Below are 26,328 nucleotides of genomic sequence, written 5' to 3'. Positions count from 1 at the left end.
GCCTTTCCGGCGGCCCGTTTTTCCTACCGGCAAAAAAACGGCACCCGCCTCGCGACGGGTGCCTGAAAACGCGACACGCACCACACATGTCGCAGGAGATCTAGCTAGCTGGTCGAGCGCGTCGTCGCCAGGTTCGGCCCCGTGGTCGAAACCGGCATCGCCGCCGGCACCGGCGCGGCCGGCCTGGTTGCGGGCGCCGCGTTCGCCTTGTCGTTCGTCTTCTCGTTCGCCTTGTCGCTCGTCGCGGCCATCGTCGCCGCCCGATCCACCGACCACCCGCCGCCCAGCGCCGCGATCAAGCCCACCGCCGCCAGTTGCCGGCGCGTATCCAGCTCCAGCATGGTGATCTTCGTGTTCAGCTCGGTGGTCTGCGCCGTCACCACGTCGAGGTAGCTGACCACGCCATCGCGGTAGCGCGACATCGACAACTGCAAGGTGCGCTCGGCCGCGTCGAGCGCTTCCTGCTCGCGGTCGGCCTCGTCGCCGAGGTGATGGGTGAGCGCGAGGTTGTCCTCCACCTGCTGGCAGGCGGCCAGCACCACCGCGCGATACTGCGCGCCGTTCTCGGCCAGCTTGGCGTGAGCCTGGTCGGTGATCGCCTGGCGGCGGCCGCCGTCGAACAGCGTCAGCGCCAGGCTCGGCCCGATCGACCAGATCTCGTTGGGCGCGCTGAGCCAGTGGCCGAGCCCCGAGCTCTGGTAGCCGCCGATCAGCCCGAGCGTGATGTCGGGGAAGAAGGCCGCGCGCGCCACGCCGATCCGCGCGTTGGCGGCCGCCATGCGCCGCTCGGCGGCCGCCACGTCGGGGCGGCGCTGCAGCAGCGTGGCGGGGATGCCGGCCGGGATCGCGGGCAGGTAGGCCACCGTCAGGTCCGGTGCCAGCGAGAACGCGGAAGCCGGCACGCCGACCAGGGTGGCGATCGCATGCTCGTAGAGCGCGCGGCGCGCGCGCACGTCCTCGGCCGAGGCGCGCGCCGAATCGAGCTGGGTCCGTGCGCGCGAGACGTCGAGGTCGGAGGCGATGCCGCCCGCGTGCCGGCTCAGCGTCAGCTTCAGCGCGCGCTGGTAGGTGTCGATCGTGTCGGCCAGCAGCTTCTGCTGCTGGTCCAGCCCGCGCAGCTTGAAGTAGGCCGTGGCCAGGCTCGCCTGCAGGCTCAGGCGTACCGAGGCCAGGTCGTCGGCGGCGGCCTGCGCGTCGGCGCGGCCCGCGGCCACCTCGTTGCGCACCTTGCCCCACAGGTCGAGGTCGTAGTCGAAGCCGGCATCCAGCGTGTTGGCCCCGTAGATGTCGGGCTGGGTCGCGCCGCGCAAGGGGCGCGTGGCCGAGGCGCGGTTGCTGGAGATCTGCGCGCCCAGGCCGAGGGTCGGAAACAGCCCCGAGCGGGCCTGGTCGAACAGCGCGCCGGCCTCGTCGTGGCGCGCCACGGCGGCGGCCACGTCGGGGTTGGCCGCCGCCACCTGGATCTCCAGTTTGTCGAGCGCCGGATCGCGGAACGCCTTCCACCAGCCGTCGCGCTCGATGCGGTCGGCCGGCTGCGCGGCCTGCCAACCGCCCGCTTCCTTGAAGGTGGTCGGCAGCGCCGTTCGCGGCGCGTGATAGACGGGCGCGAACGAGCAGGCGGAAAGAAAGGCGACGCCGGCCAGCATCGCGCAGAGCCGACGTTTACCCATTCGCCTGCTCCGTGTTGCCCGCCGTCGAGGCGACCGTGCCGGCCGGCGGCGCGAGCCGCACCGGGTCGCCGTTGGACAGCGAGTCGGGCGGGTTGTCGATCACGCGATCGTCGGGCGCGAGGCCGGTGGCGATCTGCACGTGGGTGCCGAAGTCGGTGCCGATCGTCACCGGCTTGAGCACCGCGCGATTGTCCTTGCCGACCACCGCCACCTGCAGGCCCGCCTGGCGGAAGATCAGCGAGCTGGCGGGAATCGTCAGCGCGTGGCTGCTGCCGGCGGGCAGCGCGAAATGCACCTCGGTGTATTCGCCGGGGATCAGCTTGCCGTCCTGGTTGTCCACCATCAGCTGCACCAGCAGGGTGCCGGTGGCGCCGGCGATCGAATCGTCGGTGTCGACCAGCTTCGCGTGGAAGGTCTCGCCCGGGTGCTCGGGCACGGTGAGCGTGGCGCTCATGCCGGGATGGATCGCGGCGGCCTCGTTCTGCGGCACGCTCACGTAGACGCGCAACTGGTGCACGTCGGATACCGCGAACAGCTCGGGCCCGGTGCCCTGGCCGGCCGAGATCAACTGGCCGATGTCGGTCTTGCGCGCGGTGACCACGCCGTCGAAGGGCGCGACGATGCGCTTGAAGGCTTCCAGCGCCTCCAGGCGCCGCACGTTGGCCTGGTTGGCCGCGACGATCGCCTGCTTGGCGGCCAGGTCGCTGGTTTTCTCGTCGGTTTCCTGCTGCGAGACCGAATCCTGCGCCAGCATCCGGGTCCAGCGCGCGGCGGTGGAGGCGGCCAGCTTCTCGTTGGCCAGCGAGCTCTGCAGGTCGGCGCGCGCCTGCTGCAACTGCTGGTCGAGCTCGGGCGTGTCGATCAGGCCGAGCAACTGGCCCGACTTCACGTGCGCGCCGATATCGGCGTACCAGGCATGCAGGTAGCCCGACACCTGCGCGTGGATCGGCGCGTTCTCGAACGCCGACAGGTGGCCCGGCAGCACCAGGGACGCGCCGTCGGCGCCGCTCGAGGGCGTGTAGGCCACCACGGTCGGCACCGCCTGCGCGGCGGACCAGCCGGTCAGTTCCTGTTTCGCGTGGACGCGCCCGGCGATGCCGGTGGCCACGATGCCGAGCGCGACCAGCGCGGCGAGCGCGGCGACCAGCTTGAGGTTGGGCAGCCGTTTCGGCGACTTGATTTCGATCTCAGTGGACATGGGAAGCTCCGGACGCGGAAGAGGAGGAAGCGCGGGTGCCGTCGTGCTGGTGCGCGTCGCGCCGATGCACGAGGCTGAACACGACGGGGACGAAGAACAGCGTGGCCAGCGTGGCGCAGGCCAGGCCGCCGATCACGGCGCGGCCGAGCGGGGCGTTCTGCTCGCCGCCGTCGCCCAGGCCGAGCGCCATCGGCGCCATGCCGATGATCATCGCCAGGGCCGTCATCAGCACCGGGCGAAAGCGCGTGAAGCCGGCCTCGAGCGCGGCGGCCAGCGCGTTGCCGGTTTCGGCCAGGCGTTCGCGCGCGAAGCTGACCACCAGGATCGAGTTGGCGGTGGCCACGCCCATGCAGAGGATCGCGCCGGTCAGCGCCGGCACCGACAAGGGCGTGTGGGTGGTGAACAGCATCCAGACGATGCCGGCCAGCGCCGCGGGCAGCGCCGAGACGATCACGAAGGCATCGGCCCAGGAGTGGAAGTTCACCACGATCAGCAGGTAGATCAGCGCGATCGCGCCCACCAAGCCCAGCAGCAGGCCGGCGAAGGCGCCGTTCATGGTCTGCACCTGGCCGCGCAGCGTGACGGTGGAGCCCTTGGGCAGGTCGTGGGCGGTGGCCTTGACGATGCCGTCGATGTCGGTGGCGATCGCGCCGAGGTCGCGGCCCTGGGTGGTGGCGTAGATGTCGAACAGCGGCTCGATGTTGTAGTGCGAGACCACCGCGTCGCCGATGCCGCGCGTGATGGTGGCCAGCCCGCCGAGCAGCTGCGAATCGCCGCTGGCGCCCGTCACCGGCAGGTTCTGCAGCGCCGAGAGGGTGGTCATGCGGTATTGCGGGGTCTGCGCCACGATCGGGTAGGACACGCCGTTCCTCGGGTTGAGCCAGTAGGTCGGGTCCACCTGGCTGGTGCCGGCCAGGGTGGCGACCACCGAGTTGGTGACGTCCTGCTCGGTGATGCCGAGCTGGTCGGCGCGCGTGCGATCGACCGCCACCGTGAACTGCGGATAGGTGGTGGCCTGCTGGATGCGCGTGTCGGCGATGCCGGGGATCAGGCGCATCCGGCGATACAGCTCGCGCGCGTACTTCAGGTTGGCGGCCTGGTTCGGGCCGGCCACCTGCAGGTCGACCGGGGCCGGCGCGCCGAAGTTGAGGATCTGGCTGACGATGTCGGCCGGCAGGAACGAGAAGCTGGTGCCGGGGTAGGCGCGCGGCAGCAGCTCGCGCAGCTTGCGCACGTAGTCGGCGGTGGGCGTGTGATCCTCGGACAGCGAGATCAGGATGTCGCCGTCCTGCGGCCCGATCGTGCCGCTGTTGTTGTAGGTCAGGTTGATGCCGCTCTTGGGCAGGCCGATGTTGTCGATCACCTCGCGCAGCTGCGCAGGCGGGATCACGCCGCGGATGGTGTTCTCGATGCGGTCGAACTCGGCGGCGGTCTCCTCCACGCGGGTGCCGACCGGCGCGCGCACGTGCAGCGAGATCTCGCCCGAATCGATGGTCGGGAAGAAGTTGCGGCCGAGCCAGGGCGCCAGCAGGAAGGAGACGGCCACCACGCACAGGAAGCCGGTCACGAAGGGCTTGCGGCGGGTCAGCGCCAGCCCCAGCAGGATCCGGTACGAGGCGCGCACCGCCTCGAAGCGACGCTCGAAGGCGCGCTGGAAGCGCACCAGCGGATTGCGCGAGGGCGGCACGTCGTGCGCGCCGGCGTGGCCCGCGTGCGGGTCCATGATCGCGGCCATCTCGCCCGAGGCGTGGCCGGCCGAGGCATGCGGCTTGAGCAGGTATTGCGCGAGCATCGGCACGAAGGTGCGCGACAGCACGAAGGAGGAGATCATCGCGAAGATCACCGCCTTGGCCATCGGCACGAACAGGAAGCGCGAGATGCCGTCGAGCATCAGCATCGGCACGAACACGATGCAGATGCACATCAGCGAGACCAGCGCCGGCATCACGATCTGCCGCGCGCCGTCGATGATCGCGCTGCGCGTGTCCTTGCCCTGCTCGAGGTGCCAGTTGACGTTCTCGATGGTCACCGTGGCGTCGTCCACCAGGATCCCGACCGCCAGCGCGAGGCCGCCGAGCGTCATCACGTTGAGGGTCTCGCCGGTGGCGGCCAGCAGCGCGATCGCCGAGAGCACGGCCAGCGGGATCGAGGCGGCGATGATCAGGGTCGAGCGCCAGGAGCCGAGGAACAGCAGGATCATCAGCGAGGTCAGCGCGGCGGCGATCACGCCCTCGCGCGCCACGCCGCTCACGGCGCCCTTCACGAAGGTCGACTGGTCGCCCATGGTGACCAGCTTCAGGCCCGGCGGCAGGGTCTGCTCGATCAGCGGCAGCTTGGCCTTCACGCCCGAGATGATGTCGAGCGTGGAGGCCGAGCCGTTCTTCAGGATGCTCATCAGCACCGCGCGATGGCCGTCCACGCGCACGATGTTGGTCTGCGGCGGGAAGCCGTCGCGCACGTGGGCCACGTCGCGGATGTAGATGGTGGTGCCGCCCACCGACTTGATCGGCAGGTCGTTCAACGCATCGAGCGCGAGCGGGCTGTTGTTGAGCTTGATGTTGTATTCGAAGCGGCCGATCTTCTGCGTGCCGGCCGGGATGATCTGGTTCTGCTGCGCCAGCGCGTGCGCCACGTCCTGCGCCGACAGCCCCTTCGATTGCAGCGCCTGCGGGTCGAGGTCGATCTGCACCTCGCGGGTCTTGCCGCCATAGGGCGTCGGGATCGCCACGCCGGGCACCGACAGCAGTTGCGGGCGGATGAAGTTCTCCGCGTAGTCCTCCAGCTTCTGCTCGTCCAGCGTGCTGCTGGTCAGCGCGATCTGCAGCACCGGCACGGTCGAGGCGTTGTAGTTGAGGATCTGCGGCGGCGTGGTGCCCGGCGGCATCTGCTTGAGCACGGTCTGCGAGATCGAGGTGACCTGCGCGGTGGCGGTGCGGATGTCCACCGTCGGCTGGAAGAAGATCTTGACGATGCCGAAGCTGCGGAACGACTGCGACTCGATGTGCTGCACGTCGTTGACGGTGGTGCCGAGCGTACGTTCGTAGTACGTGACGATGCGCCCCGACATGTCGTCCGGCTGCAGGCCGGAGTAATTCCAGATCACGCTGATCACCGGAATGCGGATGTCCGGGAAGATGTCGGTGGGCGTGCGTAGCGCCGCGAGCGGGCCTGCCAGCAGGATCAGCAGCGCCAGCACGATGAACGTGTAGGGCCGGACCAGGGCGAGCCGGACGATTTTCAGCATGTGATGCTGCTCCGTAGAAAGCGTCGTTCGGGTGAGGGGCTGGCGCGGCCGCCTGGGGAAAACGCGGACACGCGCCGACGACAGCATTCTGGGGAGCACGCCCTAACAGCCTGCCGCTAAAAACATGAAAGAAGTTTCATGGCCCGGCGCGATGGCGGCGAGGGCGGCGCGCTTGCGTGCCGGGCCTGCGCCGTGATGCGTGACATGCCGATGAAGCGACGATGAATGCTTGCGCGCGCAACCAGAACGACGATGCCCCGCATGGGCGGGGCATCGTGATGCCGGAGGCGAGGATCGCGCCGCGGCGCTCAGCCGAGCATGTAGCCGGCGCCGCGGATGGTGCGGATCAGGGGGCTCTCGCCCGAGCGATTGATCTTGCGGCGCAGCCGGCCGACGTGCACGTCGATCAGGTTGGTGCCGGGATCGAAGCGGCAGCCCCACACGCCCTCGAAGATCATGGTGCGCGTGAGCACGCGCCCGGCGTGGCGCATCATGAATTCGAGCACGCGGAACTCGGTGGGCAGCAGGTCCAGCTCGCGCGCGCCGAGCATCGCCGTGCGCCGCACCAGGTCCAGCTCGATGCCGTTGGCGCGCAGCACCGTCTCGGCGTGCGCGTTGCGCGGGCGGCGGCGCATCAGCACCTCCAGGCGCGCCACCATCTCGTCGAGCGAGAAGGGCTTGACCAGGTAGTCGTCGCCGCCGGCGCGCAGCCCGGCGATGCGCTGGTCGACCTCGGACATCGCGCTCATCACCAGCACCGGCGTGTCGAGGCCGACGCCGCGCATGGTGGAGAGGATCGCCAGGCCATCCAGGTCGGGCAGCATGCGGTCGAGCGTGACGGCGTCGTAGTCGCCCGCCATCACCTTGGCGATGCCCTCGCGGCCGGTGCGCGCGACGTCGACGCTATGGCCCTGCGCGTGGAGCTGGCGCGCGATGCTGTCGGCGATCAGGACATCGTCCTCGATCGTCAGGATCTTCGACATGGAGCGGTATCAGGCGACGGCGCGCAAGGTGGCGGCGCGATCCGCGCCGCGATAGCGGCCCACCGCGAAATCGATGAAGCTGCGGACCTTCATCGACAGATAGTTGCGGCCTGGGTAGAGGATCGAGATGCTGCGCGGGCCGCCGTTGGCCGCGTGGCCGTCGAGCAGGGCGACCAGGTCGCCGCGCGCCAGGTCGCCCGCCACCAGCGGCTCGGGCAGCAGGGCGATGCCCATGTGGCTGAGCGCGGCCACCCTCACCATCGCGCTGCCGCTGGAGGCCAGCGCCTGGCCGGTGTAGACGCGGCACACGCCGTCGCGGTCGGCGAACTCCCAGGTGCGCGCGGAGCCGTCGGAGACCGTCAGCAGGCTGTGCTCGCCGAGCGCGCCCGGGTCGCTCGGCGTGCCGTGACGCGCGAGATAGGCGGGCGAGGCCACCAGTACCTCGCGCACCGTGGTCAGCGCGCGCGACACCAGGGTGGCGCTGACCAGCCGGCGGTCGTCGGAGAAGCAGACGTCGTAGCCGCCTTCCACCATGTCGATATGGGTGTCGAAGGTGGTCACGTCGAAACCCACGCGCGGATGCTGCAGCCGGTAGGCGGCCAGCAGCTCGCCCAGGCCGCCGGCGGCGAAGCTCATCGAGGCGGCCACCCGCAGCGTGCCGCGCGGGTCCCGCGTGGCGCGCACCAGGTTCGATTCGATCTCGTCGAGTTTCTCGATGATGGTGCGGCAGCCGTCGAGGTATTCGCGGCCCGCCTCGGTCAGCGACAGGCTGCGCGTGGTGCGGTTCAGCAGGCGCATGTTCAGGTGCGCCTCCAGCATGCCGACGCTGCGCGTGACGGCCGCGGCCGACATGCCGAGCTGGCGCGCCGCGAGGTTGAAGCTTTCTAGATCGACTACACGCGTGAAGACACGCATCGCCTGGAGCTGGTTCATGGTTGTGTGAACAACGATTGCGATGCATCCATGATCGGCGCGCGGCGTTAACAACTCGCCGCCCGGAACATGAAGGTTTTTTCAGAATCGCGCGCCGCGCACGGGGCGCGGCGCGCCTCAGTTCGGCAGGCCGGTGGCCTCGCGCTGCTCCTCCAGGTGGCGGCCCAGCGATTCGTGCAGCCGCTCCAGGCTGCGCGGCGGCAGCGCGAAGCCGCTCCAGCCCAGCCCGGTATGGCGCAGGAACAGCACCGCGCCGCCGTACAGCGCGTGCTGCTCGGTGTACCAGCAGGGATCCATCTCGACCACGTACTGCTCGGAGCGCGAGGGCGCCTCGGGCACGGCCGGCTGCATCGAGGCGCGCAGCAGGCTCAGGTACTGGATCACCGCGTCGACGTCGGCCGGATCGAGGATCACCGAGGCTCGATCGATCGAGACCAGCACGGCTTGCTTTCCGTATTCGTTGATCATTTCGATACTCATCGGGCGTGTCATCTCCGGCTCCTGTCCAGGTCACGATGCGTCGATTATCGGACCGCCTGCCGGGGCCATTTCTGAAACAACCGTATCGTCGGATGAAATTTTGTTTAAGGACCGGCGGGCGCCGGCGGGGCGCCGAGCGGCCGGCCGGCGTCGATCCGCCGGCGGCGGGCTTCCTCGTCCCAAATTGGGATGGCGAGCCGCCCTTTCGGCCCGGATCCGCGCCGGGCGGGCGCCCGGCGGCGATTCTCCCGGTATCCCGGGCGGCATTCGGGCCGGCGACAAGACTTGCCTCATAATCAGGCACCGCCGATACTTACGGGTTACGCGCTCCTCCTTTCGATCACGATTTAATCGGTTTCCTCGTCATGACCACGATTCTTGAAAGTCTCCCGACCGGCCAGAAGGTCGGCATCGCCTTCTCCGGCGGTCTCGATACCAGCGCCGCGCTGCACTGGATGCGGATCAAGGGCGCCGTGCCTTACGCCTACACCGCGAACCTCGGCCAGCCCGACGAGGCCGACTACGACGCGATCCCGCAACGCGCCCGCGAATACGGCGCCGAGAACGCCCGCCTGATCGATTGCCGCGCGCAACTGGTGGCCGAGGGCATCGCCGCCCTGCAATCGGGCGCCTTCCATATCTCGACGGCCGGCGTCACCTATTTCAATACGACCCCGATTGGCCGCGCCGTGACCGGCACCATGCTGGTGGCCGCCATGAAGGAAGACGGCGTCAACATCTGGGGCGACGGCAGCACCTACAAGGGCAACGACATCGAGCGCTTCTACCGCTACGGCCTGCTGGTCAACCCGGACCTGAAGATCTACAAGCCCTGGCTGGACCAGCAGTTCATCGACGAGCTGGGCGGCCGCGCCGAGATGTCGGAGTTCATGAACAAGGCCGGTTTCGGCTACAAGATGTCGGCCGAGAAGGCCTATTCGACCGATTCGAACCTGCTGGGCGCCACCCACGAGGCCAAGGACCTGGAAAGCCTGGAATCGGGCATCAAGATCGTCAACCCGATCATGGGCGTGGCGTTCTGGCGCGACGACGTGAAGATCGCCGCCGAGGAAGTGACGGTGCGCTTCGAGGAAGGCCGCCCGGTCGCGCTGAACGGCGTGGAATACGCTGATCAAGTCGAGCTGCTGCTGGAAGCCAACCGCATCGGCGGCCGCCACGGCCTGGGCATGAGCGACCAGATCGAGAACCGCATCATCGAGGCCAAGAGCCGCGGCATCTACGAGGCCCCGGGCCTGGCGCTGCTCTACATTGCCTACGAGCGCCTGGTCACCGGCATCCACAACGAGGACACCATCGAGCAGTACCGCGAGAGCGGCCGCCGCCTCGGCCGCCTGCTGTACCAGGGCCGCTGGTTCGATCCGCAGGCCATCATGCTGCGCGAGACGGCCCAGCGCTGGGTGGCGCGCGCGATCACCGGCGAGGTGAAGATCGAGCTGCGTCGCGGCAACGATTATTCGATCCTCAGCACGATCTCGCCGAACCTGACCTACGCGCCGGAGCGCCTGTCGATGGAGAAGGTCGCCTCGACCTTCTCGCCGCGCGACCGGATCGGCCAACTGACGATGCGCAACCTCGACATCACCGATACGCGCGACAAGCTGCGCGTGTACTCGCAGGTCGGGCTGCTGGCGCCGGGCGAAGCCTCGGCCCTGCCGCAGATCAAGCAGGACGAGAAGGCCGGCAAGTAAGCTGGCGAATTAGCTGGCGATGGGCGCGGCGGCCGCCGCGCCTCGCGGTACCCGGGCCCCGCGGCGCACGCACCAGAGGCGTGTGTCGCGGGGCTTCGCGCAAGAGGGTCATGCCGAATCCAACCAGAACGAAAGAGAGGCCACCATGTTCACCATGATTCCCGAGATGTCCTTCGGCCGCCGCCTGTCGCTGTGGTGGTCCTGCATCTGGCGCCAGACGCTGGCCACGCTGCCGATCTGGCTGGTCGCCGGCGGCTTCGTGCTCTATTCCATCGTGCGCGCCGAGCATGGCGAGTCGAACTGGCTGTCGTCGCTGGTCAACTCGATGGGCGCGCTGGTGCTCGTCGGCGGGGGCGTCCTGCTGGTGGTGAGCCTGTTGTGCATCCCGATCATCGGCTACATGACGCGACGCGCCTTCGCCAAGCACCAGCTCAGCGTGCCGCCCGACTACAGCTTCGGCCAGGCATCGATGCTCGGTCTTACCACCTGGGGCTGGACCATCGTGGTGTCGATGGCGGTCAACGTGCTGTCCTACCTGCTGCAGGCCGTGGTCGGCAAGGCGTCGGCGGTGATGGCCGTGGGGCAGTTGGTATTCCTGGTGCTGAACATGATCGGCGCGATCTATATCGTGCTGCCGCGCCAGGCCTGGCGGCTGCGCCGGCAGGCGGGCGAGCCCGAGGCGCGGTGAGCGCCGGGCGGCGCGCCGCCCCGATCGTTTTTTCCTGCGGCCTCGCCCTTGCGGCGAGGCCGCCTGCGTTTACACGAGCGGTCGGCGGGCGGCCGCGCCTGCTCAGAACGGCCCGCGGCTCTGCAATTGCCGATACTGCTGCTTGAGCGCGTCGATCCGCTCGCGATAGGCGGTGGCCAGGCAGGACTGCGAAGCGCCGCAACGCGCGCGGCGCTTGAGCCACTGCTGCTGCGCCTCGCCCATGTCGCCGCGGGTGCCCATCGCCACCAGCCCCATCAGCATCTCGTAGCGCACCGACATCTCCACATCCTGCTCGCTGAGCGCGCGCGAGGCGCAGATCGCGCGCTCGTCGGCCTGCCTGGCTTGCTTGCAGTCGAAGCTGGCGGCCTGGGCGGCCAGGGGCAGGGCGATCAACAGCGGCAGCAGCGCGAGGCCGGCCGCGGCGCGCAGCGTGCCGGGGCGAAGGCGGGCAAGGGAAGCGGGAGAGGGCATGTCGGCTCCGGTCGGTTCGGGGAGCCATCGATGATACCCGCGCCGCCGAGGCAGCTTGTCCGTGGCGCGGCCGGGCGGATCTTCTATACTTTCCGCACGAACCAGGGCGGGAAGCAGGAACAGCGATGAAACGGAAGAGCTTGGCCGGAATGGATTGCGCGGTGGCGCTGGCGCTGGAGCAGGTCGGCGAATGGTGGAGCCTGCTGATCCTGCGCGACGCGATGCAGGGCTCGACGCGCTTCGAGCAGTTTCGCGAGAGCCTCGAGATCTCGCCCACCATGCTGTCCAGGCGCCTGTCCGAGCTGGTGGAGGGCGGGCTGCTCGAGCGCGTGCGCAGCACGCCCGAATCGAGCCGCGACGAGTATCGCGTGACGGCCAAGGGGCGCGGGCTCGCGCCGGTGCTGATCACCTTGTTCGCCTGGGGGCGCCGCCACGTCAAGGGCCATCCCTGGGGCGTCGATTTCGTCGATCGCGAAACCGGCAAGGCCGTCGATCCGGTGCTGATCGACCGTCATACCGGCAAGGTGCTGAGCCGCGAGACGCATGCCTTCGTGCCGGGACGCCACGCGTCCGAGACCACGCTCAAGCGCCTGAAGACGCTCGCCGAACTCGACGAGGCGAACTGAGCGGCGCAGCCGCCTCCGCATGGCGTAGCCACCTCCGCATGGCGCAGCCATCTCCGCCATTAGCCAGCTTCCTGGCGCTCACCCCCCGCTTCCCGTCGTGCCGGGCCGCTCGGCCCGGCGCTTGGCTTTCCTGTTCCTCCCGGCGCGGCATCCCTTTCGTGCCGCCGTCCTCCCCTACCCGATTGCCCGTGCCCGGCTGCGCCTGCCGGGTCCGTCCCCGTTCGCCATGACCTTCTCGCGGCTCGCCACGGCAGCGACACAGGGAAATCACTACAATGACGATACTGAATGTGGTGTTCCCTGAAACCGAGTCAGCCGGCGCCGCCGGCCCAAGCAGGAGGCATGCAATCGTGACCCTCAACCGTGAAATCATCCTGGCCGCGCCGCTGCGCACCGCCATCGGCACCTTCAACGGCACCCTCAAGGACATTCCCGCCACCGATCTCGGCGCCCACGTGATCAAGGCGGTGCTGGCGCAGACCGGCGTCGATCCTTCGAAACTGGGCAGCGTGGTGCTCGGCAACGTGGTGCAGGCCGGCAATCGCATGAACCCGGCGCGCCAGGCCTCGGTCAACGGCGGCGTGCCGGTGGCGGTGCCGGCGCTGACGGTCAACCGCGTCTGCGGCTCGGGCGCCCAGGCGATCGTCTCGGCCGCGCAGGAGGTGCTGCTGGGCACCGCCGAGGCCGCGATCGCCGGCGGCATGGAGAACATGGACCGCGCGCCCTATCTGCTGGCCGGCGCGCGCCGCGGCTACCGGATGGGCGACGCGACCATGCAGGACAGCGTGCTGCTCGACGGCCTGCTCGACGCCTTCTCGGGCGAGCATTCGGGCTGGCATACCGAGGACCTGGTCGCCGAGCACCACGTGACGCGCGAGGACCAGGACCGCTGGGCGGCGCGCTCGCAGCAGCGTTTCGCCGAGGCGCAGCGCGCCGGCCATTTCGCGGCCGAGATCGTGCCGCTCGACGTCAAGGCCGGCAAGCAGCAGATCGAGTTCGTGCAGGACGAGCACAACCGCCCGGATACCACCCAGGAGAAGCTCGCCCAGCTTCGCCCGGCCTTCCGCAAGGACGGCACCATCACGGCCGGCAACGCGCCGGGCCTGAACACCGGCGCCGCGGCGATGCTGGTGGCCGATCGCGCCTTCGCCGAGAAGCAGGGCATCGAGCCGCTCGCCCGGCTGGTGGCCTGGGGCGTGGCCGGCGTCGAGCCGGGCCAGTTCGGCTACGGGCCGGTGCCGGCGGTGCGCCAGGCGCTGTCGCGCGCGGGCTGGAGCATCGGCGACATCGAGGCGATCGAGATCAACGAGGCCTTCGCGGCCGTGCCGATCGTGGCGCTGCGCGCGCTGGGCCTGGCCGAGGACATCGTCAACAGCGAGGGCGGCGCGGTGGCTCATGGACACCCGATCGGCGCGACCGGCGCGATCCTCGCCACGCGGCTGATCCACGCGATGCGCCGGCGCGGCCAGCGGCGCGGCGTGGTCACGCTGTGCATCGGCGGCGGGCAGGGCATCGCGCTGGCGCTCGAGACGCTGTAAGGCGCCAGGCCGGCGCGTGGTGAAGCAGCGGGGCCCGGTACCGGGCCCCGCCTTTTCGTGGACCGCCGCGCCGGCTGCGCTGCCCGTTTTTGACACGCGTTTTCTTCGCGTGTAGTGTCGGCCGCAATCACATCACTCGATTGCCGCGCCCGCCGACCATGTTCACCGACTGCTACTGCACGCAATTCCGGCGCTCGGCCAATGCGCTGACCAGCGTCTACGACGACGCGCTGCGTCCCGCCGGCCTCAAGATCACGCAGTTCTCGCTGCTGCGCGCGCTGGAGCGGCTCGGCGCGGCCACCTACACCGAGATCGCCGCCGAGGCCGCGCTCGACAAGACCACCATCTCCCGCAACCTGAAGATCCTGATCGAGGCCGGCTGGGTCGATACCTCGGCCGACGAGGACGCGCGCTTCAAGGTCGCCCGGCTCAGCAAGCGCGGCATCGCCAAGCTGCGCGGCGCCGAGCCTTACTGGCGCGAGGCGCAGGACAAGGTCGAGGACGAGGTGCGCAAGTTCATGAAGGGCCCCGCCAACAAGCGCCTGCTGCAGGCGCTCGAATCCCTGCAGCAGGCCGCCAGCGACGCGAAGTAGGCGCGCGGCGAGGATGGCGGGTTAACCCCGCCTGTCTGTCCGGCGCGGCGGACCGTAACATGAGATGTAGCTACAACCAATCGGCATCGTTCCGGCAATCGGGCCAGAAAGATGCAGCTACATCCATCTATCGGGAAATCGGGAGCACGTCATGCCAACCTATGTCGTATCGGCGGCGGCAGGCCGCCTCGACGCGCAGCAGAAGGCGCGGATCGCGGCCGGCATCACCGAGGCGCACAGCCAGGCCACCGGCGCGCAGGGCTTTTTCGCGCAGGTGATCTTCGTGCCGATCGCCGAGGGCGATCACTTCCTCGGCGGCCGCCCGCTGAAGTCGGACCAGATCCACGTGAACGGGCAGATCCGCGCCGGCCGCAACGCCGAGCAGAAGCGGCGCCTGCTCGACGCGATCGTCGAGCTCGTGACGCGTGCCGCGCAGGCCCAGCCGCGTGCCGTCTGGGTGTACATTGCCGATTTGCCGCCTTCGCAGATGGTCGAGTACGGCAGGGTGCTGCCCGAGCCCGGCGAGGAGGCGAACTGGCTGCAGGCCATGCCCGACGAGGATCGCGCCTATCTCGTCGGCATCGGCCAGTGAACCCGCATCGGAGCCGCCTCTCGCGGCTCCGTGTCCACCGGAGGAGATCGCCATGTCCGAACTGCCGCAACGCGTCGTTGCCACCGACGCGGCCCGCAAGCTGATCCAGACGCTCAGCGAGAAGCACGGCAAGCTGATGTTCCACCAGTCGGGCGGCTGCTGCGACGGCAGCGCGCCGATGTGCCTTCAGGATGGCGAACTGATCATAGGCGGCTCGGACGTCTGCCTCGGGTCGATCGAGGGCATGTCCTTCTACATGAGCGACAGCCAGTACGAATCCTGGAAGCACACGCAGCTGATCGTCGACGTGATTCCCGGCAACGGCGGCATGTTCTCGCTGGAGCAGCCGACCGGCATGCGCTTCCTGACGCGTTCGCGGCTGTTCAGCGACGAGGAATTGCAGCAGCTCGGGATGAGCCGCTGAAGCGGACGGCGGCTCGATCGATTCCCCTTCTTCTCAGTACCCTGCGCCACCCGCCTGCACGGCTCGGCCGGCCATCGTGCCGGCGCTGCCCGCGTGCGCCTCGGCCACCGAGGCGATGATGCCGATCGCTTCCTGGATCTGCCGGCGGGTGATGTCCAGGTAGGGAATCGCGCGCACGCCGTCGGCGCCGGACGGCAGCACATGCAGGCCGCGCGCATGCAGCTCGTCGACGAAGCGCCCGGCCGGCAGCGAGCTGACGCCGAAACGCACGATATTGGTTTCCACCGTGGCGGGATCGAGCGCGATGCCGGGCAGGCCGGCGATGCCTTCGGCCAGCAGCCGCGCATGTTCGTGATCCTCGCCCAGCCGCTCGCGATGATGGCGCAGCGCATGCAGCGCGCCGGCCGCGATCATGCCGGCCTGCCGGAAGCCTCCGCCGATCTGCTGCTTGAAGCGGCGCGCCCGCGCGATGAACTCGCGCGAGCCGGCCAGCGCCGAGCCGACCGGCGCGCCCAATCCCTTCGAGAAACACACGCTGACCGAATCGAAGTGCCTCGCGTATTCGCTTTCCGCGATGCCGGTGGCGGCCGTCGCGTGCCAGAGCCGGGCGCCGTCCAGGTGTAGCGCGAGCCCGCGCGAGCGCGCCAGCTCGCAGACGGCCTTCAGCGAGTCGAGCGGCCAGACCTTGCCGCCGCCGAGATTGTGCGTGTTCTCCAGGCACAGCAGCTTCGGCGGTGCCGGAATGGTGGCCGGGAAGAAGCGATGCGACACGCCCAGCGCGTTCGCCACGTCCTCCGGCGTGAAGATGCCGCGCGCACCGGGCAGCAGGCGCGGCAGCACGCCGGAGATCGCGGCCGGCGCGCCGCCTTCGAGGATGTAGACGTGCGCCTGCTGGTCGAACAGCACCGCGTCGCCGGGCTCGGTATGCGCGCGGATGCCGACCTGGTTGGTCATGGTGCCGGTCACCATGTAGACGGCATCCTCCTTGCCGAGCAATTCGGCGACTTCGCGCTCCAGCGCCTTGACGCTCGGATCGTCGCCATAGACGTCGTCGCCCACCTCGGCCGAGGCGATCGCCTCGCGCATGGCGGACGTGGGACGGCTGCAGGTATCGCTGCGCAGATCGATCATGGTGGACCTCCTCGGGCCGATGTTTCGAAAAGCGCAGCATGGCCGGCGCGATGCCGGCCGCTTTGGACAATCTTGCGGATTTCAGCGGCGAGCGAGGCCGGGCGGCACGCCGAAGAAGCGGCGGAATTCGCGGCTCAGGTGGCCCTGGTCGCAATAGCCGACCTCGATCGCCACCTGCCGCAACGGCAGGCCGCGCAGCAGCAGGTGACGCGCGCGCTCGACGCGACGCTGCACCAGCCAGGCATGCGGCGCCACGCCGATCGCCTTGCGGAATTCGCGCAGCAGGTGATACGGGCTCATGCCGGCGGCCCCGGCCAGCGTGTCGAGCGTGGGGTTCTCGGCCAGGTGGGCATCGAGGTAGTCGCGGGCGCGCTTCACGGCGCCGGGCAGGGCCGCCGCGGGCGGCGTCGGCGCCAGGCTGGCGTGCCGGCCGATCAGCTGGAACACGGCGGCGTTCAGGCGTGAGGTCTTTTCCAGCCGGCTCGCGTCGGACGATTCGGAGCAGCGATGCGCTTCGAGGAACAGGCGCAGCGTCGGCGCGTCGTCGATCACCAGCTCGGGGAAATGCAGTTCGCCGCGAAAGCCCTCGTCGGCCCGCCGCAGCAACTCGAGCAGGGCCTGGCTCGGGATATAGGCCATGCGGTAGTCCCAGCCATCCTCGCCGGCCGGCCGCCCTTCGTGAAGCTGCCCCGGATTGATCACGCACAGCCTGCCGGCCGGCATGATCGCGCGCCGGCCGCGTCCATCGAGGAAGGCCTGCGCGCCGCGCTCGATCACGCCGATCGCGAACGCGTCGTGCGCGTGGCGCGGGAAGCGGTGGGTGCGATAGCTGGCGCTGAGGAGTTCCGCGTCGGCGAAACCGGGCTCGCGCCAGAGCCTGGCCTGGTTGGGGCGGTTGCCGTTCGGGGAGGGCATGGCGGATTCCGGGGCCTGCTGCGATCGCGATTCAAGGATTGTAGGTACATCCAATCCGCCGTCAAGACCGGCCCGGGCCACCGGGATCCGTCGCTTTTCATCCGCCTTTCACAAGCTGCGATTCGACCTGCTCGGTGTTTACCCATAGAGACATCGCGGATTCGGAATACTACGCTCTGTATACAGAGTTCAGAATTCAAACAGCGGCAAGTCCCTGTCAATCACTGGAGGAAGCAAGTCATGAGCGTCAAGTCGGACAAACTGGACGAGCAGCGCAGCGCGGGCGGCGCGGCGCCGGTCGCGAAGAAACTGATTCCCTACGGCGGCTACTACACCAACAAGGTGCCCGAGCACGATCCGGAGTTGACCGAAACCGGCCCCGGCACGCCGATGGGCGAATTCATGCGGCGCTTCTGGCACCCCGTCTGCATGTCGATCGAGCTGACCGACACGCCGCGCTTCCTGAAGATCCTCAACGAGGAACTGGTGGCCTTCCGCGACGGCAGCGGCCGGGTCGGCGTGCTGCATGCGCATTGCGTGCACCGCGGCGCCTCGCTCGAATACGGCGCGATCCAGGAGCACGGCATCATGTGCTGCTATCACGGCATGGTGTTCGACGTCGACGGCAGTTGCCTGCACGTGCCCTTCCCGAAGGGCGAGGAGAAGGAGGCCGAGAAGTTCGCCTGCTCGATCCGGCAGGGCGCCTACAAGGCGATCGAGCGCCACGGGCTGGTGTTCGCCTACATGGGGCCGCCCGAGGAGGAGCCGCCGTTCCCGGAATGGGAGGGCGATTTCACGGTGCTGGAGGGCGACGAACTGGTGCCCTACAGCAACTTCCAGCACTGCAACTGGCTGCAGGTGCAGGACAACGCCGCCGACAACTACCACCCCACCGCGCTGCACGCGGGCAAGAACGTGGTGGGCGGCCATTACCAGGGCACCACCTTCGACGAGGTCGGGGCCGCCTCGATGGAGGTCGCGCCCGACATGAACTTCGTGCCGGTGCAGGGCGGCCGCAGCCTGGCCTGCGCCGGCGCGCGCCGCGTCGACCGTGACAAGCTGTTCGTGCGGGTCCAGCACCAGGTGCTGCCGAACCTGAGCCTGCACGCCTATACGTCCGAGGACGGCTCGCGCAAGAAGCTGTTCAGCCGCTTCCACATCATCCGCTGGACCGTGCCGGTCGACGACGAGAACAGCAAGATGATCGGCTGGCGCGTGATGGGCCCCGGCATCGACACGCGCGGCGTCGGCAACAAGGAATTGGTGGGCTACGAGTCGATCGACTTCCTGGAAGGCCAGGTGGCGCTGCGCCGGCCCGAGCGCTTCGGCAACTACAAGCTCGAGGACCTGCCGCCGATCCCGTCCAACCACCGCGAGCGCCCCAACTACAAGCAGGCGCAATACGCGCCCGGCGACTACGAGGCCATCATCAGCCAGCGCCCGATCGCCGTGCATGCGCTTGAACATCCGACCCGCTTCGACGCCGGGCTCTACCAGTTCCGCAAGCTGCTGCGCGACGCCGTGCGCGGCACCAATCCCGCCGCCTCGGCGCAGGGTTTCGCCGAGTGGCTGCGCGAGATGGCCGGCGCGCCGAACAGCTATTGCTCGGGCAACGTGTTCGAGATCGCCGAGGGCGAGACCGTCGAGGATGAGGTGAAGCGCCGGCGCCAGGTGCTGAAGTCGGTGGTCGAGATCCTGACGCAGAGCGAGACCATGACGGGCCAGGCTCGCGCCGAATTCGTCCGGGGCCGCTTCGACGAGCTCGAAGGCTCGCTCAAGCGCTGAGGCCGGGACGCATCGCGAACGGCAAGGCACGGGCCGGCCGTTCGCTCCTCGAGGACATCACATGGAAATCGCAGAAACCGAACGCGTCGTGACGGATGCCGGCGAAGCCGCGAGCGATGCGGCGGCCGGCGGCACGCTGGCGCTGCGCGTCGGGCAGATCCGCTACGAAGGCCGCGGCATCAATTCGTACGAACTGAGGCACCCCGCCGGCGAGGCGCTGCCGCCCTTCGAGGCCGGCGCGCATATCGACATCCACCTGAAGCCGGGCCTGATTCGCCAGTATTCGCTGTGCAACGCGCCGGGCGAGCGGCACCGCTACCTGATCGCGGTGCTCAAGGACGAGAACGGGCGCGGCGGCTCGCGTGCGGTGCACGAGCAATTGCGCGCCGGCGACCTCGTCACGGTCAGCCGCCCGCGCAATCATTTCGCGCTGGCGAGCGGGGCGCGCAAGGTGCTGCTGCTGGCCGGCGGCATCGGCGTGACGCCGCTCAAGGCGATGGCGCATGAACTGGAAAGCCGCGGCATCGACTTCGCGCTGCATTACTGCGCGCGCAGCCGCGAGGCTGCCGCCTTCGGCGCCGAGCTCGACGCGATGCGGCGCGCCGGCCGGTTGCACTATCACTTCGACGACGGCCCCGACGGCCAGCGGATCGACCTGCCGCGCCTGCTCGCCGAGCCGGAGCCGGGCACCCAGCTCTATTACTGCGGGCCGGCCGGTTTCATGGCCGCCTGCGCCGAGGCCGCCGCGCACTGGCCGAAGGGCAGCGTGCACTTCGAGCACTTCAAGGCGCCCGAGCTGCCGAAGCGCGAGACGGCCGGCGCGGGCTCCGACGAATGCGAGGTGCGCATCGCCAGCACGGGGCAGGTGATCCTGCTCAAGGCCGGCCAAAGCCTCGCCGAAGCGCTCGGCGAGGCCGGCGTGGCCGTGCCCACCTCGTGCTGCGCGGGCCTTTGCGCGACCTGCAAGCTGCGCTACCTGGAGGGCGAGGTCGAGCACAACGACTTCATCCTGAGCGAGGACGAACGCCGCGAATACCTGACGGCCTGCGTCTCGCGCCCGATCGGCACGCATCTGGTGCTCGACCTCTGAACGCACGCCGTTCCCACACCGGCTCGTCGTCGCCAGTCGCTCGGCAAGGAGGCACACATGGCATCGAAGCTGCTGAGGATTCCGATGCGAACCGACTACGTGGACGCCGTCTACCAGGCGCTGGCCGACGCGATCTGCGACGGCACGCTGGCGCCGGGTACGCGCATCACGCAGGAGGAGATCGCCGAGCGCCTGGCGGTGTCGCGCTCGCCGGTGCTGCAGGCGCTGCGCCTCCTGAAGAAGGACGGGCTGGTGCAGGACGCGCCGGGGCGCGGCGTGCTGATCGCGCCGCTCGACGCGGGCTGGCTCAGCCATCTCTACGAGATCCGCGGCACGCTCGATTCGCTCGCGGCGAGGCTGGCCGCGCGGCGCGGGGCGCGGCTCGACGCGGGGCTGCTCGCGCGCGGCCGGTTGGCTTCCTCGCAAGGCGAGGTGGGCGCCATGATCGACGCGGACATGGCCTTTCATTTCGGCGTCTACGCGGCTTCGGGCAATCCGCTGATCGGCGAGACGGCGCGCGTGCATTGGGTGCATCTGCGCCGCGTGATGGGGGCGATGCTGCAGGTATCGGGCCAGCGCGCCTCGATCTGGGACGAGCACGCGGCGATCGCCGAGGCGATCGAGGCCGGCGAGGCCGAACGCGCGGCGCAGTTGTCGGAGCTGCATACGCATCGCGCGCATGCGCATCTGGTGGCGGAGTTGCGGGCGGTGCTGGAAGTGGAGGGGACGGCAATGTGAACGGATGAGGCGCTCGCGCGACGCCGGCTCAGGACGTGGCCGGGCGCGCCGCGTCGAGCAGCCAGTCGACGAAGCGACGGACCTTGTCGGTATCGCGCTCGTCCTCGCGGTAGGAGAGGAAGTGCGTGGCGCGATGGAGCGGCACGAAGCTGTCCTCGCCGAGCACCACGAGATCGCCGCGCGACAGTTCGCGTTCGGCCAGGCGGGTGGTTTCGAGCGCGACGCCCAGCCCGTCGACGGCCGCCGACAAGGCCAGCGCGGCGCGATCGAAGGAGGGGCGGGCGCGGCTCGGCAGCACCAGCCCGTTGCCGGCGAACCAGTCGGCCCAGCCGATGCGGCTCAGTTGCGAATCGATCAGCGTCAGGCGCCGGATCAGCTCGCGCGGCTCGGCGCCCGGCGCGAGCAGGGAGGGCGAGCACATCGGCGCGATGCGTTCCTCGCCCATGGCCAGCGTGACGAGTTCGGGCGCTTCGATCGCGTGGCCGTAGGAGATGGCCACGTCGATCTCGCGATCGCGGCGCAGGTCGATCGGCTCGGCGCCCGAGGACAGGCGGATCGTGATGTCGGGATGGTCGCGCATGAACTGCGGCAGGCGCGGGCCCAGCCACTTGGCCGCGAAGCTTGGCGCGCTGTGCAGCGCCAGCACCTGCGCGGCGGGCGCGAGGCTGACCTCGTCGCAGGCGGCCTCGATCACGTCGAACACGCGCGCGAGATTGTGCTGCAGGCGCGCGCCCTCGGGCGTGGTCTCGACCGCGCGATGGCGGCGCGTCAGCAGCCGGCGGCCGACGTGCTCCTCGAGTTCGCGCACCTGGTGGCTGATCGCCGACTGCGTGAGGTGCAGCTCCTCGGCGGCGCGCGTGAAGCTCTTGAGCCGCGCGGTCGCCTCGAAGGCTCTAAGCAGTACGAAGTTCGGGATCCGTCTCATGCGCGCCTCCAGGTATGAACGGGATTCATGTTTGTATGAACAGCCATCGTTTGTCAACGCATCGAGCGGCGCGGAGCATGAAGGGATCGGACCCGGTCCGTGCCGTTTTTTTCAATCAACGTCCTTGAAGGAGGCAGTCCCATGTCCACGGTTGCAGAACGTCCCGCCGAATCGATCCTGAAGCCCGGCAAGGTGTCGATCTACCAGCCCGAGCAGGAAGGCTTGATCTTCCCCGAGCTGCCCGAGTTCGATTCGCTCGACGCGCATCGCCGCCATCTGAAGGAACGCCTGGTGGCCGCCTGCCGCGCCTTCGCGCTGCAGGGTTTCGACTACGGTTTCGCCGGCCACCTGACGGTGCGCGATCCCGAGCATCCGGGCCTTTACTGGACCAACCCGATGGCCGTGCATTTCTCGCAGGTGAAGCTCTCGAACCTGATCTGCGCCGATCATCGCGGCACCGTAGTGGAGGGCGAGTACGCGATCAATCGCGCCGGCTTCGTGCTGCACGCCGCGGTGCACGAGCAGCATCCCGACATCGTCGCGATGTGCCACGCGCATACCGTTCATGGCACCGCCTTCGCCTCGCTCGGCAAGCCGCTCGCGCCGATCTCGCAGGACGCCGCCGCGTTCTACGAGGACCACGTGGTGATCGGCGACGAGGCAGGCAAGGTGGCGGTGGAGGTGAAGGGCGGCAACAAGGTCGCCAATGCCTTCGCCGGCGTGAAGGCGGCGATCCACCAGAACCACGGCCTGCTCACCGCGAGCCGCCACAGCATCGACTCGGCCGCGTTCTGGTTCATCGCGCTGGAGCGCTGCTGCCAGCAGCAACTGATGATCGAGGCCACCGGCATCGTGCCGCGCGAGGTCACGCCGGAGCGCGCGCGCTACAGCCGCGAGCACGTCGGCAGCGACTACATCGGCTGGCTGCATTTCCAGACCATCTGGAACGACCTGCTCGCCACCCAGCACGACATGTTCGACTGACGCGCGCGAGTCGTCCCGATTGCCGAGGCGGCCGCGCGCCGCTTCGGCCGAGCACCGGGCGGCGCAGACAGACCCGCAAAGGGCGCGCCGCCGCGGCAACCGCAAGGCCCCTCAGGAGACAAGCATGAATTCCCCCAGCCAGGCCGCCTTCCTAGAAGGCGGCGAGTCCTCGGCGTTCGCGAAAGCCACGCTGCGGCTCGTGCCGTTCCTGTTTCTCTGCTACCTCGCCGCCTATCTCGACCGCATCAACGTCGCCTTCGCCAAGCTGCAGATGCTCGGCGATCTCGGTTTCAACGAGGCCATCTACGGCTTCGGCGCGAGCGTGTTCTTCATCGGCTACCTGCTGTTCGAGGTGCCGAGCAACCTGTTGCTGCTGCGGGTCGGCCCGCGCCGCTGGATCGCGCGGATCATGGTGACCTGGGGCTTCCTGTCGGCGGGCATGATGTTCGTGCACACGCCGCTGCAGTTCTACGTGATGCGCTTCCTGCTCGGCGTGGCCGAGGCCGGCTTCTTCCCGGCCATCGTGCTCTACCTGACCTACTGGTTCCCGTCCTCGCGGCGCTCCAAGGTCACCGCGCTGTTCATGACGGGCATCCCCATGTCGGGCGTGATCGGCGGGCCGCTGTCGGGCTGGCTGATGACCCAGCTCGGCGGCGCGCACGGCCTGGCCGGCTGGCAGTGGCTGTTCCTGCTGGAGGGGCTGCCCACCATCGTGCTCGGCGTGATCGCCTTCTTCTTCCTCGACGACCGGATCCAGGACGCGCGCTGGCTCGACGACGGCCAGAAGGCCGCGATCGAGCGCAAGCTGCGCGAGGAGGCGCCCAGGAGCGCGCTGCATTCGGTGATGGACGGCCTGCTGAACCGCAAGATCCTGCTGGTCAGCGGCATCTACTTCTTCTACACCATGGGCCTGTACGGCGTGAGCTTCTGGCTGCCGACCCTGATCAAGGCCAGCGGCGTGTCGGATCCGCTCGACGTCGGGCTGCTCACGGCGGTGCCCTACGCGGCCGGCGCGGTGGCGATGATCGTGGTGAGCCAGAGCTCGGACCGTCATGGCGAGCGGCGCTGGCACCTGATCGTGCCGGGGCTGGCGGGCGCGATCGGGCTGGCGATCAGCGTGCTGTTCGCGCATTCCACCGTGCTGGCCATGATCGGCCTGACGATCGGCACGATGGGCGTGATGACCACCATCTCGCAGTTCTGGGTGCTGCCGCCGGCCTTCCTGGGCGGTGCCGCGGCCGCGGCGGGCCTGGCGCTGGCCAATTCGGTGGGGAGTATCTCGGGCGTGGTCAGCCCGTCGCTGATCGGCGTGATCAAGAACGCGACGGGCTCGGCGGGGGCGGGGGTGCTGGTGTTGTCGGTCAGTTTGATCGTCGGCGGCGCGCTGGTGCTGCTGGTGCCGCCGAGCCTGGTGAATTCGCCGAGGCGCTGAAGCGCGGGCTGCGTTGCAGCACCCGCGCGGGCGGGATCAGGCCACCGCTTCGCTCATGTGGCGCACCAGGTTCTCGCGCGCGAATTCGGTGTGCTGCACGCTGAGCCGCGCGGCCAGTTCCTCGTCGCCGGCCGCGATCGCCTCGGCGATCGCGGCGTGCTCGTCCCATACCGTCTTGCGCTGGCCCACCACCTGGTGCACGGCGCCCATCACGCGGCGCAGCAGCATCCAGTGCAGGCGCGCGTTGTCGACGATCAGCGGATTGCCCGAGGCCGCGTAGATGGCGCTGTGGAAGGCCATGTCGGCCTCGATCATGGCCTTGATGTCGTTGCCCTTCGAGAGCTTGCGGCCGTTGGCGATCAGCGACTTGTCGAGCTTGACCTGCTTGCGCGCGGCCAGGCGCGCGGCCAGGCTGTCGAGCGCGCCGCGCAGCTCGTAGAGATGGCCGATGCGCTCGGCGTCGAGCGGCGCGACCTGCAGGCCGCGGCCCGGCGCATCCTCCACCAGCCCGTCCTTCTTGAGCAGCCGGAACGCCTGCAGCACCGGCGAGCGCGACACCGCCAGCTGCTCGGCGATCTCCTCCTGGACGATGCGCGTGCCCGGCGCGATCGAGCCTTCGCTGATCGCATCGAGCAGGACGCGATAGACCTCGTCGACGTAGTCGGTACGCGCCTGGATTTTCACGAGTTTGGCTGGCATGGTCACGGCATCGGTGGATACAGAATACCGTAGCTTACCAGCATGGCCGGGCCATGCGTCGCGCCTGCCGCGCGACGCCGCAGGGAGGAAAGGGGATCGGCGGAAGGGGGCTTATTGCCTGGCGCGGCGGGGAGAGAGGCGGCCGAACCAGGTGGAAAGGCCGGCTTCGGGCGTGCCCGCATGCAGGCGATCGGAAGGCGTCGCGTCGCTGCCGAAGGCGAGGCGCAGCGCATCGGGATGGCGCGGCGCCTCGTCGGCCGGTGTTTCCTGCACGAACACGATGGCGGCCGAGGCTCGATAGCGCTGCGCCCGGGCCACCGCGCGCGCCATGTCCTCGCGCAGGCGCGCCGGCTCGCAGGCGCGCGCGTCGCGCACCACGATCGACAACAGGCCCGGGGCCGCGCGTAGCAGCAGCCACGCGGATTCGATCTCGCCCGATTCGTCGCGATCGAGGCACCGGCAGTCCAGCGTCTCGCCATCGACCGGCATGCCGTGCCGCGCGAGCAACTCGCGGGCCGCTTCGGGCAGCGTCCCTTGCATCCAGTCATCGAGCGGGGCGGCGGGACGCGCGGCCCGCGGGAAGGAAAAACCGGTTTCGCCGAGCAGGAACGAGGCCTCGTGTTGGTGGCGGGGGGATCGGCCAAACAGAAACTCCGGCATCTTCATCGCGCTGCCTTCCTGGGGACTGTCTCGACGGTTGGGGAGGTGGTTCGATTATTCGTCTACGGAATGCCGAACTCTGTATCCAGAATCTTAGAAGGAGACTACCCTGCCGGACATCGGGGCAAACACGCAGCCTCGCTGCTGCGCAGCAAGGTCCGGCGCGTGCGACACGTTCATGCGGGAAACCCCTAGGCAGGATTTAGCCATGTATTACCAGCCCCGCGGCCGCGCTCGCTACGCTGGCGTTCATGCATGGCCCATCCCCACGAGAACAGGACAAAGCATGATTCGAATTCGTCGCAGCGCGGCTTCAGGTACTTCGTGTGCATCGTCTCGACGGCTCGCGCCGGCCCTGCTGGCGCTCGCCTGCCTGGGCGCGGCCGGCGGCGCGCAGGCGGTAGGCAATCCCGCCCAGGGCCAGGCCCGATTCGGCGCCTGCGTGGCCTGCCACGGCGCGAACGGCAGCCTGCCCACCTCGCCCGCCTTCCCGAAGATCGGCGGCCAGAACGCGGCCTACGTGGCCGCCGCCCTGCACGCCTACAAGAGCGGCCAGCGCAACGGCGGCACCGCCCAGATGATGCAGCCGATGGCGCAGGGCCTGTCCGACCGGGACATCGACGACCTGGCCGCCTACATCGCCACGCTCGGGCCGAAGTGAGGCGCGCGTGACGGCCCGCCCTTCCATTCACGCCAAGGAGCCAGACATGGCAAGACGCCACCCGATCATCGCCGGCCGATGGGCCGCGGCATCGGCTTCACGCGCGAGCCGGCGCGTTTCCGCGCCTTACCCGGCATG

General features: G+C 69.2%; 25 protein-coding genes. 13 read left to right on the top strand and 12 right to left on the bottom strand.

Features of this window, described 5'->3' with window-relative positions; translation table 11 throughout:
- Nucleotides 1-104: 104 nt before the first annotated feature.
- The 6 genes from F3J10_RS06805 to F3J10_RS06780 form a co-directional block, all read right to left on the bottom strand.
- Nucleotides 105-1,670, bottom strand: a complete 1,566-nt coding sequence (locus tag F3J10_RS06805; RefSeq protein ID WP_167241731.1) for an efflux transporter outer membrane subunit — start codon at nt 1,668-1,670, stop codon at nt 105-107.
- Nucleotides 1,663-2,868: an efflux RND transporter periplasmic adaptor subunit gene (locus tag F3J10_RS06800; RefSeq protein WP_025099406.1), complete on the bottom strand. Its 1,206-nt coding sequence runs from the start codon at nt 2,866-2,868 to the stop codon at nt 1,663-1,665. Before F3J10_RS06800 ends, F3J10_RS06805 begins: the two co-directional genes overlap by 8 nt.
- Nucleotides 2,858-6,112 carry an efflux RND transporter permease subunit gene (locus F3J10_RS06795; protein WP_166912457.1) on the bottom strand — a complete coding sequence of 1,085 codons (3,255 nt, stop codon included), beginning with the start codon at nt 6,110-6,112 and terminating at the stop codon, nt 2,858-2,860. Before F3J10_RS06795 ends, F3J10_RS06800 begins: the two co-directional genes overlap by 11 nt.
- A 308-nt stretch (nt 6,113-6,420) precedes the next feature.
- The gene (locus F3J10_RS06790) at nt 6,421-7,095 is read right to left on the bottom strand and encodes a response regulator transcription factor (RefSeq protein ID WP_013699620.1); all 675 of its coding nucleotides are present in this window, start codon (nt 7,093-7,095) and stop codon (nt 6,421-6,423) included.
- A 9-nt stretch (nt 7,096-7,104) separates the two neighbouring features.
- Nucleotides 7,105-8,028 (bottom strand): LysR family transcriptional regulator, encoded by a 924-nt coding sequence (locus tag F3J10_RS06785; protein ID WP_167241730.1) that lies wholly within the window; start codon nt 8,026-8,028, stop codon nt 7,105-7,107.
- 117 nt (nt 8,029-8,145) lie between these two features.
- Complete coding sequence (locus tag F3J10_RS06780; RefSeq protein ID WP_025099403.1) at nt 8,146-8,520, bottom strand: hypothetical protein; 375 nt, start codon at nt 8,518-8,520, stop codon at nt 8,146-8,148.
- Between the two features lie 353 nt (nt 8,521-8,873).
- On the opposite strand from F3J10_RS06780, the gene argG reads away from it, so the two are divergent.
- Nucleotides 8,874-10,217 carry an argininosuccinate synthase gene (gene argG / locus F3J10_RS06775; RefSeq protein WP_025099402.1) on the top strand — a complete coding sequence of 448 codons (1,344 nt, stop codon included), beginning with the start codon at nt 8,874-8,876 and terminating at the stop codon, nt 10,215-10,217.
- A gap of 145 nt (nt 10,218-10,362) precedes the next feature.
- The gene (locus tag F3J10_RS06770; RefSeq protein ID WP_025099401.1) at nt 10,363-10,905 is read left to right on the top strand and encodes a hypothetical protein; all 543 of its coding nucleotides are present in this window, start codon (nt 10,363-10,365) and stop codon (nt 10,903-10,905) included.
- 102 nt (nt 10,906-11,007) lie between these two features.
- On the opposite strand, the gene F3J10_RS06765 is transcribed toward F3J10_RS06770, so the two are convergent.
- Nucleotides 11,008-11,397, bottom strand: coding sequence for a lysozyme inhibitor LprI family protein (locus F3J10_RS06765; protein WP_167241729.1), 390 nt, complete (start codon nt 11,395-11,397; stop codon nt 11,008-11,010).
- A gap of 125 nt (nt 11,398-11,522) precedes the next feature.
- Here F3J10_RS06765 and F3J10_RS06760 point away from each other — a divergent pair, with 125 nt between their 5' ends.
- The 5 genes from F3J10_RS06760 (at nt 11,523) to F3J10_RS06740 (ending at nt 15,170) form a co-directional block, all read left to right on the top strand.
- Nucleotides 11,523-12,023, top strand: coding sequence for a helix-turn-helix domain-containing protein (locus F3J10_RS06760; RefSeq protein WP_025099399.1), 501 nt, complete (start codon nt 11,523-11,525; stop codon nt 12,021-12,023).
- A gap of 350 nt (nt 12,024-12,373) precedes the next feature.
- A complete protein-coding gene (locus F3J10_RS06755) occupies nt 12,374-13,561 on the top strand; it encodes a thiolase family protein (protein WP_025099398.1) in 1,188 nt (395 codons plus the stop codon).
- A gap of 158 nt (nt 13,562-13,719) precedes the next feature.
- Nucleotides 13,720-14,154: a MarR family winged helix-turn-helix transcriptional regulator gene (locus F3J10_RS06750; protein ID WP_013699612.1), complete on the top strand. Its 435-nt coding sequence runs from the start codon at nt 13,720-13,722 to the stop codon at nt 14,152-14,154.
- Nucleotides 14,155-14,305: 151 nt separating this feature from the next.
- Entirely contained in the window at nt 14,306-14,746 is a 441-nt protein-coding gene (locus tag F3J10_RS06745; protein ID WP_025099397.1) for a tautomerase family protein, read from the top strand.
- 52 nt (nt 14,747-14,798) lie between these two features.
- Complete coding sequence (locus F3J10_RS06740) at nt 14,799-15,170, top strand: DUF779 domain-containing protein (protein ID WP_025099396.1); 372 nt, start codon at nt 14,799-14,801, stop codon at nt 15,168-15,170.
- A gap of 33 nt (nt 15,171-15,203) precedes the next feature.
- On the opposite strand, the gene F3J10_RS06735 is transcribed toward F3J10_RS06740, so the two are convergent.
- Nucleotides 15,204-16,301 (bottom strand): threonine aldolase family protein, encoded by a 1,098-nt coding sequence (locus F3J10_RS06735; protein ID WP_167229591.1) that lies wholly within the window; start codon nt 16,299-16,301, stop codon nt 15,204-15,206.
- Between the two features lie 81 nt (nt 16,302-16,382).
- Nucleotides 16,383-17,216, bottom strand: a complete 834-nt coding sequence (locus F3J10_RS06730; RefSeq protein ID WP_025099394.1) for an AraC family transcriptional regulator — start codon at nt 17,214-17,216, stop codon at nt 16,383-16,385.
- A 240-nt stretch (nt 17,217-17,456) separates the two neighbouring features.
- On the opposite strand from F3J10_RS06730, the gene F3J10_RS06725 reads away from it, so the two are divergent.
- The 3 genes from F3J10_RS06725 to F3J10_RS06715 all read left to right on the top strand — a co-directional run bounded on the left by F3J10_RS06725 (nt 17,457) and on the right by F3J10_RS06715 (nt 20,829).
- Complete coding sequence (locus F3J10_RS06725; RefSeq protein ID WP_167229594.1) at nt 17,457-19,001, top strand: Rieske 2Fe-2S domain-containing protein; 1,545 nt, start codon at nt 17,457-17,459, stop codon at nt 18,999-19,001.
- Between the two features lie 61 nt (nt 19,002-19,062).
- Nucleotides 19,063-20,091, top strand: coding sequence for a PDR/VanB family oxidoreductase (locus F3J10_RS06720; RefSeq protein ID WP_167229597.1), 1,029 nt, complete (start codon nt 19,063-19,065; stop codon nt 20,089-20,091).
- Between the two features lie 57 nt (nt 20,092-20,148).
- On the top strand, nt 20,149-20,829 hold the full coding sequence (locus F3J10_RS06715) for a GntR family transcriptional regulator (RefSeq protein WP_025099391.1): 681 nt from the start codon (nt 20,149-20,151) through the stop codon (nt 20,827-20,829).
- Between the two features lie 28 nt (nt 20,830-20,857).
- Here the strand turns inward: F3J10_RS06715 and F3J10_RS06710 are convergent, their stop codons facing one another.
- Nucleotides 20,858-21,754 carry a LysR substrate-binding domain-containing protein gene (locus tag F3J10_RS06710; RefSeq protein ID WP_025099390.1) on the bottom strand — a complete coding sequence of 299 codons (897 nt, stop codon included), beginning with the start codon at nt 21,752-21,754 and terminating at the stop codon, nt 20,858-20,860.
- Between the two features lie 141 nt (nt 21,755-21,895).
- On the opposite strand from F3J10_RS06710, the gene F3J10_RS06705 reads away from it, so the two are divergent.
- Nucleotides 21,896-22,738 (top strand): class II aldolase/adducin family protein, encoded by an 843-nt coding sequence (locus F3J10_RS06705; protein ID WP_025099389.1) that lies wholly within the window; start codon nt 21,896-21,898, stop codon nt 22,736-22,738.
- Between the two features lie 124 nt (nt 22,739-22,862).
- Complete coding sequence (locus F3J10_RS06700) at nt 22,863-24,170, top strand: MFS transporter (protein ID WP_025099388.1); 1,308 nt, start codon at nt 22,863-22,865, stop codon at nt 24,168-24,170.
- A gap of 36 nt (nt 24,171-24,206) precedes the next feature.
- Here F3J10_RS06700 and F3J10_RS06695 read toward each other — a convergent pair whose 3' ends face one another.
- Nucleotides 24,207-24,869, bottom strand: coding sequence for a GntR family transcriptional regulator (locus F3J10_RS06695; protein ID WP_029950650.1), 663 nt, complete (start codon nt 24,867-24,869; stop codon nt 24,207-24,209).
- Between the two features lie 111 nt (nt 24,870-24,980).
- Nucleotides 24,981-25,409 carry a hypothetical protein gene (locus tag F3J10_RS06690; RefSeq protein WP_167241728.1) on the bottom strand — a complete coding sequence of 143 codons (429 nt, stop codon included), beginning with the start codon at nt 25,407-25,409 and terminating at the stop codon, nt 24,981-24,983.
- Nucleotides 25,410-25,815: 406 nt separating this feature from the next.
- Here F3J10_RS06690 and F3J10_RS06685 point away from each other — a divergent pair, with 406 nt between their 5' ends.
- Nucleotides 25,816-26,190, top strand: coding sequence for a c-type cytochrome (locus F3J10_RS06685; RefSeq protein ID WP_167241727.1), 375 nt, complete (start codon nt 25,816-25,818; stop codon nt 26,188-26,190).
- Nucleotides 26,191-26,328: the final 138 nt, after the last annotated feature.

It is taken from the genome of Burkholderia sp. Cy-637 (assembly GCF_011753175.1).
Classification (GTDB): domain Bacteria; phylum Pseudomonadota; class Gammaproteobacteria; order Burkholderiales; family Burkholderiaceae; genus Burkholderia; species Burkholderia gladioli.
This window is presented reverse-complemented; position numbering and strand designations above follow the sequence as displayed.